General features: G+C 70.9%; 11 protein-coding genes. 8 read left to right on the top strand and 3 right to left on the bottom strand.

Going from position 1 to position 16,375, the window contains the following annotated elements; translation table 11 throughout:
- Positions 1 to 5: 5 nt before the first annotated feature.
- The 3 genes from FJ694_RS36880 to FJ694_RS30845 are packed head-to-tail and all read left to right on the top strand — an operon-like array spanning position 6 to position 2,603.
- Complete coding sequence (locus tag FJ694_RS36880; RefSeq protein ID WP_198321088.1) at positions 6 to 695, top strand: DNA ligase-like domain-containing protein; 690 nt, start codon at positions 6 to 8, stop codon at positions 693 to 695.
- 10 nt (positions 696 to 705) lie between these two features.
- Positions 706 to 1,908, top strand: coding sequence for a sensor histidine kinase (locus FJ694_RS30840; protein WP_198321089.1), 1,203 nt, complete (start codon positions 706 to 708; stop codon positions 1,906 to 1,908).
- A gap of 2 nt (positions 1,909 to 1,910) precedes the next feature.
- Positions 1,911 to 2,603, top strand: coding sequence for a response regulator transcription factor (locus FJ694_RS30845; protein ID WP_157271368.1), 693 nt, complete (start codon positions 1,911 to 1,913; stop codon positions 2,601 to 2,603).
- 64 nt (positions 2,604 to 2,667) lie between these two features.
- Here FJ694_RS30845 and FJ694_RS30850 read toward each other — a convergent pair whose 3' ends face one another.
- The 3 genes from FJ694_RS30850 to FJ694_RS30860 form a co-directional block, all read right to left on the bottom strand.
- Complete coding sequence (locus FJ694_RS30850; protein WP_157271369.1) at positions 2,668 to 3,201, bottom strand: hypothetical protein; 534 nt, start codon at positions 3,199 to 3,201, stop codon at positions 2,668 to 2,670.
- A 249-nt stretch (positions 3,202 to 3,450) separates the two neighbouring features.
- Entirely contained in the window at positions 3,451 to 4,065 is a 615-nt protein-coding gene (locus tag FJ694_RS30855) for a hypothetical protein (RefSeq protein WP_157271370.1), read from the bottom strand.
- A gap of 261 nt (positions 4,066 to 4,326) precedes the next feature.
- Positions 4,327 to 4,617 (bottom strand): hypothetical protein, encoded by a 291-nt coding sequence (locus FJ694_RS30860; protein WP_157271371.1) that lies wholly within the window; start codon positions 4,615 to 4,617, stop codon positions 4,327 to 4,329.
- Positions 4,618 to 4,638: 21 nt separating this feature from the next.
- Here FJ694_RS30860 and FJ694_RS37685 point away from each other — a divergent pair, with 21 nt between their 5' ends.
- The 5 genes from FJ694_RS37685 to FJ694_RS30885 form a co-directional block, all read left to right on the top strand.
- Entirely contained in the window at positions 4,639 to 4,863 is a 225-nt protein-coding gene (locus tag FJ694_RS37685; protein WP_157271372.1) for a BrnA antitoxin family protein, read from the top strand.
- Between the two features lie 286 nt (positions 4,864 to 5,149).
- Positions 5,150 to 7,057: a 1,4-alpha-glucan branching protein GlgB gene (glgB, locus tag FJ694_RS30870; protein WP_157271373.1), complete on the top strand. Its 1,908-nt coding sequence runs from the start codon at positions 5,150 to 5,152 to the stop codon at positions 7,055 to 7,057.
- A gap of 250 nt (positions 7,058 to 7,307) precedes the next feature.
- On the top strand, positions 7,308 to 9,362 hold the full coding sequence (locus FJ694_RS30875; protein ID WP_375140276.1) for an alpha-1,4-glucan--maltose-1-phosphate maltosyltransferase: 2,055 nt from the start codon (positions 7,308 to 7,310) through the stop codon (positions 9,360 to 9,362).
- Positions 9,363 to 9,369: 7 nt separating this feature from the next.
- Positions 9,370 to 12,708, top strand: a complete 3,339-nt coding sequence (gene treS, locus FJ694_RS30880) for a maltose alpha-D-glucosyltransferase (protein WP_157271375.1) — start codon at positions 9,370 to 9,372, stop codon at positions 12,706 to 12,708.
- A 77-nt stretch (positions 12,709 to 12,785) separates the two neighbouring features.
- The coding region (locus FJ694_RS30885; RefSeq protein ID WP_375140277.1) for a HAMP domain-containing protein at positions 12,786 to 16,375 on the top strand (3,590 nt) is incomplete at its 3' end.

The raw sequence follows: 16,375 nt of genomic DNA on the forward strand, positions 1-16,375 counted from the left end.
GCCCCATGCCCCTTGAAACCTGCCCGCCCGCCCCCGCTCTCGAGTCGCTGGGACTGATGGAGCCGGGCCGCGCCGGCGAGCCCTTCAATGGCGCGGGCTGGGCTTTCGCGCTGCCGTTGTCGGGCCACCGCGTGCTCGCGGCTTTCGGCCGGGGCGTGCGCGGGGACGGCGTTGCCGCGTGGCCGGGCTGCCGGCTGCGCAGCCGCCGCGGCGTGGAGGCCGCGCGCTGGTTCCCGGAAGTGGCGCGCGCGCTGGCGGCGCTGCGGCGCCGGGCCCCGACGGTGGCGGACGGCGAGATCTGCGTGCTCGATCCCGACGGGCGCAGCAACCCGGCGCTGCTGCACGAGCGCAGCCTGGTCCCCGGGCGGCGCCCGGGGACCCCGCCGGCCGTGCTGGTGTTGCGCGACCTGCTGGTGTGGGAAGGTCGGGACGTGCGATCCCTGCCCTGGAGCGCGCGGCGGCGGCTCCTGGCCGGGCTGCCGCGGCAAGAACCCCCTCGAGCCGCCTTGCGGCTGCAGCGCTGCGTGGACGGCGAAGGCCTTTGGCTGGCGCGGCAGGCGCAGGCCCTGGGGCACGCGGCCATCGACGCCTTCCGGCACGACGCGCCGTACGTGGCCGGGCCCGGCATCGGCTGGCTCAGCGTGCCGGTCGCCGGGCACGCGCTGGACGCGCCGGCCCTGGGCCTGGCGGCATGAGGCGTCGGCCGTGAACGCACCGACCACTGCCGTCACCGCCGCCGACCCGCCGGCGTTGCAGGGACTATTCGAGCTGGCGCTGTCGGCCGCGCACCTGGGGCTGTGGGAATGGAGCTTCGCCGCCGCCCGGCTGTGGGTGTCGGAGGAAGTGCTGCGCATCACCGGGCTGCCGCGCGAGGCGCTGGAGCGCGACGCGCAGGCCTGGCGCCGCCTGGTGCACCCGCAGGACGTGGACGTGATCTGGGCCGCCGACGCGGCCGCGCGCCGCGGCGAAGGCTTCCAGGCCGAGTTCCGGCTGCTGCGCGCCGACGGCGCGCCCTGCTGGGTCGCCACGCACGCGCGCACCGAGCACGACGCCGCCGGGCGGCCGTTGCGTATGGTGGGCACGCTCGCCGACGTGACGGCGCGGCGCCAGGACGAGGAGGCGCTGCGCCGGGCGCGCGACGAGCTGGAGGTGCGCGTGCAGGAACGCACCGCCGCGCTGGCGCTGGCCAACACGCAGCTGGGCAACGAGGTCGCGGAGCGCAAGGCCACCGAGGCGCAGGTGCGCGAGCTGCTGGGCCAGCTCGTGAGCGCCGAGGAGGAGGAACGCCGGCGCCTGGCGCGCGAGCTGCACGACTCGCTGGGCCAGCACCTCACGGCGCTGACGCTGGGGCTGCAGTCGGTGCAGGACGACGCCGCGCTGGCGCCGGCGCTGCGCGAGCGCCTGGCGCACCTGCGCGAGGTGACGCGGCGCCTGGACGACGACGTGGACCGGCTGTCCTACCAGCTGCGCCCGGCGCTGCTGGACGACCTGGGCCTGGACGAGGCGCTGCGCGAGCTGGCCGGCAGCTGGGCCGAGGCCAGCGGCGTGACGGTGGAGCTGCACACCCGCGGACTGCGCCGCCGGCGCTTCGCGCCCGCGCTGGAGACCACCGTCTACCGCGTGGTGCAGGAGGCGCTCAACAACATCCACAAACACGCGCAGGCGTCGCGCGTGGGACTGATCGTCGAACATCGGGACGGCGAGCTGCGGGCCATCGTCGAGGACGATGGCCGCGGCATGGAGGCCGAGACCTGGAAGCGGCCCGCGGGCCCCGGGCGGCGCCTGGGGCTGCGCGGCATGGCCGAGCGCGCGCGCCAGGCGGGCGGCCGGATGGACCTGGAAACCGAGCCGGGACGGGGCACCACGGTGTACCTGAGCATCCCGCTCCAACCTGACGAGGAGACTTGAACATGCATGTGGTTGAAGCTGGAAGCCACCGCTGGCGCGTGCTGCTGGCGGACGACCATGCGGTGCTGCGCGAGGGGCTGGCGATGCTGGTGTCCACGCAGCCCGACATGGAGGTGGTGGCGCAGGCGCGCAGCGGCCGCGAGGCGGTGCAGATGGCGCAGAAGCTCAAGCCCGACGTGGCGGTGCTGGACGTGTCCATGCCCGACGTCGGCGGCGCCGAGGCCGCCGAGCAGATCCACGCCAGCTGCCCCGAGGTGCACGTGCTGGCGCTGACGCGCCATGCCGACCAGGGCTACCTGCGGCGCATGCTGCGCGCGGGCGCGGCGGGCTACGTGGTCAAGCGCGCCGCGGGCGACGCGCTGATCGGCGCGATCCGCACGGTCGCTGGCGGCGGCACCTACGTGGACCCGAGCCTGGCCGGCGCGCTGGTGGCGCGCATGATCCGCCAGCCCGGTGCCCAGGAAGGCACCACGCGCAAGCGCCCGGCGCTGAGCGAGCGCGAGGAGCAGGTGCTGCGCCTCATCGCCTGGGGCAAGAGCAACAAGGAAGTGGCCACGCAGCTCGGGATCAGCGTCAAGACCGTCGAGTTCTACAAGGCCGGTGCCCTGGACAAGCTGCAGCTGCGCACCCGCACCGACATCCTGCGCCACGCGCTGGCGGAGAAGTGGCTGAGCGAGGAGGACGATCCGGAGTGAACCGGGACCGTCCGCCGGTGTGACGGGCGGCGGCCGCGGTCTCGTGCGGGCGCCGCCACGGTCGTCACCGGGTGGCCGCGGGTGGGGGCCGGATGATCGAGCCGTCGCCCTGCACGCATTTCCTGCTCTGCACGTCGCAGCGCGGCACCACCTGCTGGATCATCAGTGAGCACATGACCGGGTCGTCCGCCGCGGGCCGGACCGCGGCGGCCTGCGCGGACAACTGGTTGAACTCTTCCGCCCCGCGCGCCACGGCGTCGGCGTTGGGGGCGGCCAGCAGGTACGGCACGCTGGTGGTGGGGAAGCAGGACGCGGCGTGATTCCTGAAGGTCAGCAGGCCGCACTGGTTGTCCGACTCGCAGGGGCCGTCCACGACCTGGTCCTCGACCTGCTTGCGCTGGGCTTCCGCGGCATCGACCCGCATCGCGTATTCGCCGGCGGTCGTGTCCGGGGCCAAGGGCACGGTCGGCGCGACGCTGCCGGAGGCCGGGAGCGACCCGGCGCCGGCGCTCGCCCCACCGTCCGAGCCGCCACCGCCACAGGCGCCCAGCAGCGACAGCGCGGCCACGACCGCGGCAATGCAAAACCTTCTTTTCACTCTCGACTCTTTTCCGGGGAACGTTCCTGGCAGGACGCCCGCGTGCGCGACGCGGGGCCAGTGACCCGGTGCATCGGCCATTTCCCGGCAGTCTTTCGGTCTGGATACGCGCCGACACAATAGTTGCAGCTTCTCGGGCCGCCTCCCTGGCGACCCGGCACGCAGGCCGCAGCGCTTCGTATCCGGCCCTTCCGCGTCGCGGCGCGGTGGGCGAGGCCGTCCGCGCTCCCGCGCGGGCGGCCGTGGGCGTCACTGGAAGAGGGACGTGGTGGTGGGCATGGGCGTGAACACCCCGCCGGATTCGGACACGGTGTCAACGGGCTGGGGCGCGCTGGCCGGGTCGAACGGCAGGGACGGCATGTCGACGGCCACGCACTTCTTCTTCTGCGCTTCGCAGCGCGGCGCCATCAGCTTTATCGACATCGTGCACATGACGGTGCCGGCCCAGGGCTGGGCGACGGCGGCCTGCCAGGACAGATCGTTGAATTCCTTCGTCCCGGCCTCGACGGCCGCCGCGCTGGCGGAGGACAGCAGGTAGGGCACGCTGGTCGGATCGGCACATGGGTGCGAGTACTCGTTGAAGCTGAGCACGCCGCACTGGTTGTCCGACTCGCAGGGGCCGTCCACCACCTGGTCTTCCACCTCCTTGCGCTTGGCCTCGGCGGCGTCGGCCCGCGCCAGGAACTCGCTGCTGGCGGGCGTGTCCGAGGCCACGATGCCGGGCATGACGCGGTTCCCGGACGGCGCCAGTGTGCTGCTGTCGGAGCCGGCGGTGGTCGTCGTCCCGCCATCCGAGCCGCCGCCGCAGGCAGCCAGCAACGACAGCGCGGCCGCGACCGCGGCCCCTGCAATTCTTCTTTTCATCTTCACTCCCTCTTCCCAAGGAAAACGGTCCGGGGCGGGCCTGCGGCGCGCGCCGCGTCGGCCGCCGCCCGGCCCAACGATCATTTCCCCATTGTTTCGCGAATCCGATACACAAAGACACAGTCAATGTGAACTTTCAGCGGACGGCTGGGCAGGCCGTCACGGGTTCGGCGAATCCTGAAGAGCGCGCGGGGCATGACCGCGCCGGCCGGCGTGGCCGGTGGGAAGGTCCGGAAATGAAGATCGGAAGGCGCGGGCGGTTCAGGCGCCGGGATCGTCGGCGCTGCCGCGGATCTCGTCCTCGCCCGGGCGGCGCAGCGGCTCGCGCCCGCCGGGGCCGCTGGAATCGCGCCCGCCGACGGTGCCGGCGCCAGTGTCTCGGGTGCCGCCGCCGATGACGGGGCCGTCGCCGTCGGTGCGCACCTCGGCCGAGACGGCGTCGGGCGACACGGGGTTGAGCTGGCCGACCTCGGCCTCGCCGGCGGGATGGCGCTCGGCGCCGCTGGTGGCGTCGTCCGGTTTCTGGTTCTGTCGTTGCGGTTGCGAAGCCATGGCGGGCGTCCTTTCGAATGAATGTCGATGCGAGCGGCGGCAAGGCCAGTGCCCGTGCTCGGCGAGCGCCTGTACTTCGTGGCCTTCGTGGACCGCCCTGACGGCCGGCGCCCGCTGAAAGTCCCCGCCATCATCCGCTTCGACGCCGACGTGCTCGCCGCGCTCAAGGCCGGTGGCCCGGGCTGGCAGACGCGCGTCAACGATGCCCTGCGCGAATGGCTCAAGAGCCATCCCGAGGGCCGCTGACGGCCGCTCCCTTTCGTTTCCTTCCGGCTTCCGCGGCGGCGTCCGCCGCCCCGCGCGGGTCTTTCCCCGGCTATCTCCCTGTTCCCTTCATGAGCGTTTGGTAACGCATGGGCCCCGGCGTGGGCACGTGCCTTGCGGCAAGGCGGCGCCCAACAGAGCGCCAGGACCCACGCCATGCCGCCCTTGCTTCCCCAGGAAAACCCGCCTCCCCGCCTGACGGCCCCAGCGGCCGCCGTGCCGGCCCGCCGCCCTGGAACGATTGGCCGCAAAAAAGGAGCCGCGCGCCATGTGGGGTGAGCAGGACCGCTACCTCTTCCGCGAGGGCACGCACGCGCGGCTGTACGAGCACCTCGGCGCCCGCCTCGACGACCAGGGCGTCGTCCACTTCGCGGTCTGGGCGCCCAATGCGCAGCGCGTGAGCGTCATCGGCGACTGGAACGGCTGGAACCCGCAGGCCGACCCGATGGCCCGGGGCGACGACAGCGGCGTCTGGCGCGCGAGCGTCGGCATCGCCCAGCCGGGGCAGCGCTACAAGTACCGCGTCGAGGGCGCCAACGGCTACGTCATCGACAAGGCCGACCCGATGGCGCTGCAGTCCGAGCTGCCGCCGGACACGTCCTCGCGCATCACGCGGCTCGACTACGACTGGCAGGACCAGGGCTGGATGCGCGAGCGCGGCCGGCGCAACGCGCTCGACGCGCCGATGTCCGTCTACGAGGTCCACGCCGGCTCCTGGCGCCGCCCTGACGGCGTGCCCATGGGCTGGCGCGAGCTGGCGCGCGACCTGGCCGACTACGTGCGCCGGCTGGGCTTCACGCACGTGGAGCTGATGCCCGTCACCGAGCATCCCTTCTACGGCTCCTGGGGCTACCAGACCACCGGCTACTTCGCGCCCACGGCGCGCTACGGCTCGCCGCAGGACTTCATGTACTTCGTGGAGCACCTGCACCAGGCCGGCATCGGCGTGATCCTGGACTGGGTGCCCTCGCACTTCCCCACCGACGCGCACGGGCTGCAGTTCTTCGACGGCACCCACCTCTACGAGCACGCCGACCCGCGCCAGGGCTTCCACCCGGAGTGGAACTCCAGCATCTTCAACTACGGCCGCGGCGAGGTCGCCAGCTTCCTGATCTCCTCGGCCCTGTTCTGGCTCGACCGCTACCACATCGACGCGCTGCGCGTGGACGCGGTGGCCTCGATGCTCTACCTGGACTACGCCCGCCGCGACGGCGAGTGGATTCCGAACGTGCACGGCGGCCACGAGAACCTGGAGGCGATCGCCTTCCTGCGCCGGCTCAACGAGGCGGTGTACCGCGAGTTCCCCGACACCCAGACCATCGCCGAGGAGTCCACCGCCTGGCCCATGGTGTCGCGCCCCACCGCCATGGGCGGCCTGGGCTTCGGCATGAAATGGAACATGGGCTGGATGCACGACACGCTGTCGTTCATGCAGGAAGACCCGGTGCACCGGCGCTACCACCTGGGCAAGCTCAGCTTTTCACTGGTCTACGCCTTCTCCGAGAACTTCGTCCTGCCCCTGTCGCACGACGAGGTGGTGTACGGCAAGGGCTCGCTGATCAACAAGATGTCCGGCGACGAGTGGCAGCAGTTCGCCAACCTGCGCACGCTGCTGGGCTGGATGTGGACGCACCCGGGCAAGAAGCTGCTGTTCATGGGCGGCGAGTTCGGCCAGCGGCGCGAGTGGACGCACGAGGGCGAGCTCGACTGGGGCCTGACGCAGCACGCGCCGCACGCCGGGCTGCAGCGCCTGGTGGCCGACCTCAACGCGCTGCTGCGCAGCGAGCCCGCGCTGCACGAGCTCGACTTCAGCTGGGAGGGCTTCCAGTGGCTGGAGGCGCAGGACGCCGAGCGCACGCTGCTGGCCTTCCTGCGCCGCCCGGCCACCAAGGGCGCGCCGCCGCTGCTGGTGGCCTGCAACTTCACGCCCGTGCCGCGCGAGAACGTGCTGCTGGGCGTGCCCGCCCGCGGCGTCTGGCGCGAGCTGCTCAACACCGATGCCGAGGTGTACGGCGGCTCGGGCTGGGGCAACCTGGGCCGACTCGAATCCGCGCCGCTGCCCGCGCACGGGCTGCTGCATTCCATCCGCGTCACGCTGCCGCCGTTGGCAGTGCTGGTGCTGCGTCACGAGAGCTATGGCCACCAAACGCAAACCGTCCCCGACACCCGAGGCTGAGGCCGGCGTGCCCGCCCCGGCCGCGCGCAAGCGCAGCCCCGCCGCGAAGAAGGCCGCCGCGCCGCTGTCCGCCGGCACGCTGAGCGCGCCGGCGTCTGCCCCGCACCAGGCGCCGGATGAACAAATCAACCCCGTTCGGGCTGAGCCCGTCGCAGCCCCTGGCGGCGACACGTCAGCGCCTGCCCTTCGACAGGCTCAGGGCGAACGGGGGGTAGAACGGCCCACCTCGGGAGAAGCGGGTGCAGCAGAAGTGCTGCTGCCCCCGGCTGACGCCGGCGTGGCCTCCATCCCGCCGCCCGAGGACGGGCGCGTGCGCGTGATCATCGACGCCGTGGTGCCGCAGGTGGACGGCGGGCGCTTCGCCGGCAAGTGCGTGGCGAACGAGCCCTTCACGCTCACGGCGCATGCCTTCACCGACGGCCATGACCGCTTGCGCGTGCAGTTGCACTGGCAGGCCCAGGGCGAGCCGGCGCGGCACGTGGTCGAGATGGCGCCGGGCTTCAACGACGAGTGGCACGCGCAGGTGTGCTTCCCGAAGCCCGGGCGCTACGCCTTCGGCGTCACGGCCTGGGTCGATGGGCTGCGCTCCTGGCGCCACGACTTCAACCGCCGCGTGGACGAGGCCGACATCCGCATCGCGGCGCAGGTCGGCGCGGAGCTGATCGAGGCGGCCGCGGCGCGCGCCGAAGCCACCGAGGCCGGCACCACCGCCGACGCGCAGGCGCTGCGCAGCTGGGCGCAGCAGCTGCGCCAGGAGGCCGGCACCGCCCACCCCGAGGACCTGAAGTCGCTGGCGCTGGACGACAAGCTCAATGCCCTGGCCGACGAGTACCCGGACCGGCAGTTCTGCGCCTCCTACCCCGAGCGGCCGATGTTCGCCGACCGGCTCAAGGCGCGCTTCTCCTCCTGGTACGAGCTCTTTCCGCGCTCGGCCTCGGACGAGCCCGGGCGCCACGGCACGTTCCGCGACGTGATCAAGCGGCTGCCCTACGTGGCCTCGATGGGCTTCGACGTGCTGTATTTCCCGCCCATCCACCCCATCGGGCGCGAGAAGCGCAAGGGCCCCAACAACACGCTCGAAGCCGGGCCCGACGACGTGGGCAGCCCCTGGGCCATCGGCGCGGCCGAGGGCGGGCACAAGAGCATCCACCCGCTGCTGGGCACGGAGGCCGACTTCGCCGAGCTGGTGCAGGCGGCGAAGGGCCTGGGTATCGAGATCGCGCTGGACATCGCGCTGCAGTGCGCGCCGGACCATCCCTACGTCAAGGAGCACCCGCAGTGGTTCCGCTGGCGCCCGGACGGCACGGTGCAGTACGCCGAGAACCCGCCCAAGAAGTACCAGGACATCTACCCCTTCAACTTCGAGACGGACGACTGGCGCAACCTCTGGCGCGAGCTCAAGAGCATCTTCGACTTCTGGATCGAGCGCGGCGTGACCATCTTCCGCGTGGACAACCCGCACACCAAGAGCTTCGCGTTCTGGGAGTGGTGCATCGGCGCCATCACGCAGCAACGGCCGGACGTGATCTTCCTGGCAGAGGCTTTCACGCGCCCGAAGGTCATGCACCGGCTGGCCAAGCTGGGCTACTCGCAGTCCTACACCTACTTCACCTGGCGCAACACCAAGGCCGAGCTCATCGAGTACTTCACCGAGCTCGCGCAGGGACCCGGCTACCACTGGTTCCGGCCCAACGTCTGGCCCAACACGCCCGACATCCTCAACGAGCACCTGCACCACGCGCCGCGCTCGGTGTTCATGCAGCGCCTGGTGCTGGCCGCGACGCTGTGCTCCAGCTACGGCATCTACGGGCCGGCCTACGAGCTGATGGAGAACCGCCCGGTCAAGCCCGGCAGCGAGGAGTACCTGGACTCCGAGAAGTACCAACTGCGCCACTGGGGCCTGGAGCGCGAGGACTCGCTGCAGTGGTTCATCGGGCTGGTCAACCGCATCCGGCGCGAGCACCCGGCGCTGCATGACAACCGCTCGCTGCGCTTCATGCCCATCGACAACGAGCACATGCTGGCCTATGCCAAGCGCAGCGCCGACGGGCGCGACACCATCCTGGTGGTGGTCAACCTCGACCCGGCCAACGTGCAGGCCGGCATGGTGGACGTGCACCTGCAGGCCCTGGGCATCGCGCCCGACACCGACTACAGCGTGCACGACCTGCTGAGCCAGCAGCGCTTCACCTGGCGCAACGGCCGCAACTTCGTGCAGCTCGACCCCAACCACGCGCCCGCGCACATCTTCGTGGTGCGCCAGCAGCGCCGCAGCGAGCGCGACTTCTACTCCTTCGAAGGCTGAACCCCGCATGGACGCACGCCGTCTCACCATTCCCGAAGCGCTGGCGCAGGAGACGCCGGCCGATGATCCGGCCCTCTGGTACAAGGACGCCGTCATCTACCAGCTCAACGTCAAGGCCTTCTTCGACTCCAACGACGACGGCGTGGGCGACTTCAACGGCGTCACGGCGCGGCTGGACTACGTCAAGGACCTGGGCGTCAACACCATCTGGCTGATGCCGTTCTATCCCTCGCCGCTGCGCGACGACGGCTACGACATCGCCGAGTACAAGAGCATCCACCCGTCCTACGGCACGCTCGACGACTTCAAGCGCATGCTCGACGCGGCGCACGAGCGGGGCCTGCGCGTCATCACCGAGCTGGTCATCAACCACACCTCGGACCAGCACCCGTGGTTCCAGCGCGCGCGCCGCGCCGCGCCCGGCACCCCGGAGCGCGACTTCTACGTCTGGAGCGACACCAACCAGAAGTACCAGGGCACGCGCATCATCTTCACCGACACCGAGGTGTCTAACTGGACCTGGGACCCGGTCGCGAACGCCTACTTCTGGCACCGCTTCTTCAGCCACCAGCCCGACCTGAACTTCGACAACCCGCTGGTGATGGAGGCGGTGCTGGACGTGATGCGCTTCTGGCTGGACCTGGGCGTGGACGGCTTCCGGCTCGACGCGATCCCGTACCTGGTCGAGCGCGAGGGCACCAACAACGAGAACCTGCCGGAGACGCACGTCATCATCAAGCGGCTGCGCGCGGCGCTGGACGCGGAGTACGGCAGCCGCTTCCTGCTGGCCGAGGCCAACCAGTGGCCCGAGGACGTGCGCGAGTATTTCGGCGAGGGCGACGAGTGCCACGCCTGCTACCACTTCCCGCTGATGCCGCGCATGTACATGGCCATCGCGCAGGAGGACCGCTTCCCGGTGGTGGAGATCATGGGCCAGACGCCGGAGATCCCGCCCAACTGCCAGTGGGTCATCTTCCTGCGCAACCATGACGAGCTCACGCTGGAGATGGTCACCAGCCGCGAGCGCGACTACATGTACAGCACCTATGCGGCCGACAAGCAGGCGCGCATCAACGTGGGCATCCGCCGCCGCCTGGCCACGCTGCTGGACAACGACATCGACCGCATCCAGCTCATGAACAGCATGCTGATGTCGATGCCGGGCAGCCCCATCGTCTATTACGGCGACGAGCTGGGCATGGGCGACAACGTCTACATCGGCGACCGCAACGGCGTGCGCACGCCCATGCAGTGGAGCCCGGACCGCAACGCCGGCTTCAGCCGCGCCGACCCGCAGCGGCTGTACCTGCCGCCGATCATGGACGCCATCTACGGCTACCAGGCGGTCAACGTCGAGTCGCAGCAGCGCGACCCGTCGTCGCTGCTGCACTGGATGCGGCGGCTGCTGGCGATGCGCCAGTCCAGCCGCGCCTTCGGGCGCGGGAGCCTGCGCTTCCTCAAGCCCGGCAACCGCAAGGTGCTGGCCTACCTGCGCGAGTACGAGGGCGACGTGATCCTGTGCGTGGCCAACCTGGCGCGCACGGCGCAGCCGGTGGAGCTGGACCTCTCGGCCTTCAAGGGCCGGGTGCCGGTGGAGATGATGGGCCGCACCGCGTTCCCGCCGGTGGGCGAGCTGCCCTACCTGCTGACGCTGGCGGCGCACGGCTTCTACTGGTTCCGGCTCAGCGCCGACACCGAGGCGCCGTCCTGGCACACCGAGCTGCTGCCCGTGGAGGACCTGCCGGTGCTGGTCTTCTCCAGTGGCTGGCAGAGCCTGTTCCCCGACCAGGTGGGCCCGTGGCGCGCCGCGCTGGCGCAGCGCACGCGCAACCAGTTCGAGACGGTGCTGCTGCCGCGCTTCCTGGAGAACCAGCGCTGGTACGCCAGCAAGGGCGTGCACATCGAGCGCGCGCGGCTGCTGGACCACTGGCTGTGGGAGCGCGATGGCGACAGCTGGATGATCCCGCTGCTGCGGCTGGAGGGGCTGGAGGAGCCTACGCACTACTTCGTGCCGCTGTCGCTGTCGTGGGAGGACCAGGACGAGGAGCGCACGCGGCTGCTGAGCGTCAATGCCGTGGCGCGCGTGCGCCAGCAGTCGCAGGTGGGCGTGATGGGCGACTCCTTCGGCGACGAGCGCTTCGTGCGCTCGGTGCTGCACACCATGGCCGACGAGGCCACGCTGCCCACGCCGAAGGGCCGGCTGGTGTTCCGCGGCAGCACGCTGCTCAAGGCCTATGCCGACACGGGCGAGCTGCCGACGCTGCCCATCGGTCGGCCGCAGGCGCAGAGCAGCAACACCATCGTGCAGATCGGCGAGCAGCTGCTGCTCAAGGGCATCCGGCGCGTGCGCCCGGGCCACAACCCGGAGCTGGAGGTGTCGCGCTTCCTGACCGAGGTGGCGCATTTCCCGCACACCGCGCCGCTGGCCGGCTCGATGGAGTACATCGCCGCCGACGGCACGCCCGCGACGCTGGCGGTGCTGCAGGGCTTCGTGCCCAACCAGGGCGACGGCTGGGCCATGGCCACCGAGTACCTGCGCCGCCACATGGAAACGCGCCTGGGCCAGGCCGGGTCGGAGGACGAGGCCGGGGACGCGCATGCCGCCTTCGAGCAGCGCATCCGCACGCTGGGCCAGCGCACGGCCGAGCTGCACCAGGCGCTGGCGCTGCGCACCGGCAACATGGGCTTCGACCCCGAGCCCATGACCGAGGCCGACGTGCAGGCCGACCTGCAGCGCGTGCGCGAGGAGCTCGCCCGCACGCTGGAGCAGCTGCAGGCGCGCGTGGCGCAGCTGCCCGTGGCGGCGCAGGGGCTGGCGCAGGCGCTGCTGCAGCAGCAGGCGCAGCTGCACCGGCACCTGCGCGCGCCGGCGCTGCCGCCCATGGCCATGCGCACGCGCCACCACGGCGACTATCACCTGGGGCAGGTGCTGGTGACGAAGAACGACTTCGTGATCATCGACTTCGAAGGCGAGCCCGGGCGCACGCTGGAGGAGCGCCGCGCCAAGCGCTCGCCGCTGCGCGACGTGGCCGGCATGCTGCGCTCGTTCGACTACGCGGCGCTGTCGTCGCTGCGCGCGGCCGCCACCAGCGACGCGGACCTGCAGCAGCTCACGCCCGCGGCGCGGCGCTGGCAGCAGCAGTCGCGCGCGCAGTTCCTGCGCGGCTACGACGAGGCCGCGCGCGCGGCCGAGCTGGTGGAGGCCGGCGGCGCGGGCGGCGCGCTGCTGGCGCTCTACGAGCTGGAGAAGGTGCTCTACGAGCTGCGCTACGAGCTCGACAACCGGCCGGCCTGGGTGCACATCCCGCTGCAGGGGTTGCTGGACCTGGCGGGGTTGTCGCCATGAACCGGACTTGATCCCATCGGCGCGCCAGCGCAGCGCGCCCGGGGGACGGCACAAGGGGTGATGTGAAGGAGACCCTGATGAAACTGGCCGAAGATCCCCACCTGATGCCCGCCGGCGAGCTTTCCGCCCTGCTGGTGGCGCTGACACGGCTGCGCGACGGCGACGCGCAGGCGCGGCTGCCGCTGGACTGGAGCGGCACGGCCGGCCGCGTGGCCGACGTCTTCAACGAGGTCGTGGAGCAGAACGCCTACATGGCCTGCGAGCTGGCGCGGCTGCGCCAGGTGGTGGGCAAGGAGGGCCGGCTGCGCCAGCGCGCCTCGGTGCGCGCCTCGCGCGGCTTCTGGGCCGAGTCGGTGGAGTGCATCAATGCGCTCATCGACGACCTGGTGCACCCGACCTCGGAGGTGGCGCGCGTCATCGGCGCGGTGGCGCAGGGCGACCTCTCGAAGAGCATGGCGCTGGAGGTGGACGGGCGGCCGCTGCAGGGCGAGTTTCTGCGCGCGGCGCAGACCATCAACACCATGGTGGCGCAGCTCAGCGACTTCTCGGCCGAGGTCACGCGCGTGGCGCGCGAGGTCGGCACCGAGGGCAAGCTCGGCGGCCAGGCCACGGTGAAGGGCGTGGCCGGGACCTGGAAGGACCTGACCGACTCGGTCAACTCCATGGCCTCCAACCTCACCAGCCAGGTGCGCAACATCGCCGACGTGACCACCGCGGTGGCGCAGGGCGACCTCTCGAAGAAGATCGAGGTGGACGTCAAGGGCGAGATCCTGGAGCTGAAGAACACCATCAACACCATGGTGGACCAGCTGCGCTCCTTCGCCTCCGAGGTCACGCGCGTGGCGCGCGAGGTGGGCACGGAAGGCAAGCTCGGCGGCCAGGCCGACGTGCAGGGCGTGGCCGGCACGTGGAAGGACCTGACCGAGTCGGTCAACTCCATGGCCGGCAACCTGACCAGCCAGGTGCGCAACATTGCCGACGTGACCAAGGCGGTGGCGGCCGGGGACCTGTCCAAGAAGATCACGGTGGACGTGAAGGGCGAGATCCTGGAGCTGAAAAACACCGTCAACACCATGGTGGACCAGCTGCGCTCCTTCGCCGCCGAGGTGACCCGTGTTGCCCGCGAGGTCGGCACGGAAGGCAAGCTCGGCGGCCAGGCCGACGTGCAGGGCGTGGCCGGCACGTGGAAGGACCTGACCGAGTCGGTCAACTCCATGGCCGGCAACCTCACCAGCCAGGTGCGCAACATCGCCGAGGTCACGACCGCGGTGGCGGCGGGCGACCTGTCCAAGAAGATCACGGTGGACGTGAAGGGCGAGATCCTGGAGCTGAAGAACACCATCAACACCATGGTGGACCAGCTGCGGTCGTTTGCCGCCGAGGTCACGCGCGTGGCGCGCGAGGTGGGCACGGAAGGCAAGCTCGGCGGACAGGCCGACGTGCAGGGCGTGGCCGGCACCTGGAAGGACCTGACCGAGTCGGTCAACTCCATGGCCGCCAACCTCACGGTGCAGTTGCGCGACATGTCCAAGGTGTCGGCGGCGATTGCCGGGGGCGACCTGACGCAGAAGATCACCGTGGACGTGCGCGGCGAGATCCTGCAGATCAAGAACGTGATCAACACCATGGTGGACCAGCTCTCGTCATTCGCGGCCGAGGTCACGCGCGTGGCGCGCGAGGTCGGCACCGAGGGGCGGCTGGGCGGGCAGGCGCAGGTGAAAGGCGTCTCCGGGGTGTGGAAGGACCTCACCGACAACGTCAACTCCATGGCCGGCAACCTGACCAGCCAGGTGCGCGGCATCGCCAAGGTGGTGACGGCCGTGGCCAACGGCGACCTGCAGCGCAAGCTCACCGTGGAGGCCAAGGGCGAGATCGCGGCGCTAGCCGACACCATCAACTCGATGACGGACACGCTGGCCACCTTTGCCGACCAGGTCACGACCGTGGCGCGCGAGGTGGGCGTGGAAGGCAAGCTCGGCAACCAGGCCAAGGTGCCCGGCGCCGCGGGCACCTGGAAGGGCCTGACCGAGAACGTGAACCAGCTCGCGGCGAACCTGACCACGCAGGTGCGCGCGATCGCGGAGGTCGCGACGGCGGTGACCAAGGGCGACCTCACGCGCTCCATCACGGTGGTGGCGCAGGGCGAGGTGGCGGCCCTGAAGGACACCATCAACGAGATGATCCGCAACCTCAAGGACACGACGCAGAAGAACACCGAGCAGGACTGGCTCAAGACCAACCTGGCCAAGTTCTCGCGCATGCTCCAGGGCCAGCGCGACCTGGAGACGGTGGGCCGCATGATCCTGTCCGAGCTGGCCTCGGTGGTGGGCGCGCAGCAGGCCGAGTTCTACGTGCTCAGCGGCGGCGCGGCCGAGGCGCGCCTGAAGCTGCTGGCGAGCTACGCCTCCGGCGGCCAGGGCCAGCACGGCAAGGAGATCGGGCTGGGCGAGGGGCTGGTGGGGCAATGCGCGCTGGACAAGCAGAAGATCCTGCTGAGCAACGTGGCCTCGACCTCGTTTCGCATCGCCACGGGGTTGTCGGCGTCGGCGGCGATGGACGTGCTGGTGCTGCCGGTGGTGTTCGAGGAGCGCGTGCGCGGCGTGATCGAGATGGCCTCGCTGCGGCGCTTCAACCCGGTGCACGAGGCCTTCCTGGAGCAGCTCACCGAGTCGATCGGCATCGTCATCAACACCATCGAGGCCAACACCCGCACCGAGGACCTGCTCAAGCAGTCGCAGTCGCTGGCGCACGAGCTGCAGCAGACCAACCAGGAGCTGCAGGAGAAGGCCAAGCTGCTGGCGCACCAGAACCACGAGGTCGAGCGCAAGAACCACGAGGTGGAGCAGGCGCGCCAGGCGCTGGAGGAGAAGGCCGAGCAGCTGGCGCTGACCTCGAAGTACAAGTCCGAGTTCCTGGCCAACATGTCGCACGAGCTGCGCACGCCGCTGAACTCGCTGCTGATCCTGTCGGATCAGCTGTGCAAGAACAGCGAGGGCAACCTCACCCCGCGCCAGGTCGAGTACTCCAAGACCATCCACTCCTCGGGCAACGACCTGCTGATGCTCATCAACGACATCCTGGACCTGTCCAAGATCGAGTCGGGGACGGTGGCGGTGGACCTCTCCGAGCTGCGCCTGGAGGAGCTGCAGCGCTCGGTGGAGCGCTCCTTCCGTCACTTCGCGGACTCCAAGCACCTGGGCTTCGGCATCGAGATCGCGGAAGGCGCCCCGAAGGCCATGCTCACCGACGTGAAGCGGCTGCAGCAGATCATCAAGAACCTGCTGTCCAACGCCTTCAAGTTCACGCACCACGGCCACGTGCTGCTGCGCATCGCGCCGGCGCCCAGCGGCTGGGTGCCGGAGAGCGAGGAGCTGCAGCGCGCCGGGACGGTGATCAGCTTCGCGGTGTCGGACACCGGCATCGGCATCCCGGCGGAGAAGCAGCAGATCATCTTCGAGGCCTTCCAGCAGGCCGACGGCTCGACCTCGCGCAAGTACGGCGGCACGGGCCTGGGCCTGGCCATCAGCCGCGAGCTGTCGCGGCTGCTCGGCGGCGAGCTGCGCCTGGTGAGCGCGCCGGGCGTGGGCTCCACCTTCACGCTGTACCTGCCGCAGACGCTGGGCCTGCAGCGCGGCGCGCGCGCGGCGCTGCGCGCGCCGGGGCAGCC

It is taken from the genome of Azohydromonas aeria (genome assembly GCF_009760915.1).
Classification (GTDB): Bacteria; Pseudomonadota; Gammaproteobacteria; order Burkholderiales; family Burkholderiaceae_C; genus Azohydromonas; species Azohydromonas aeria.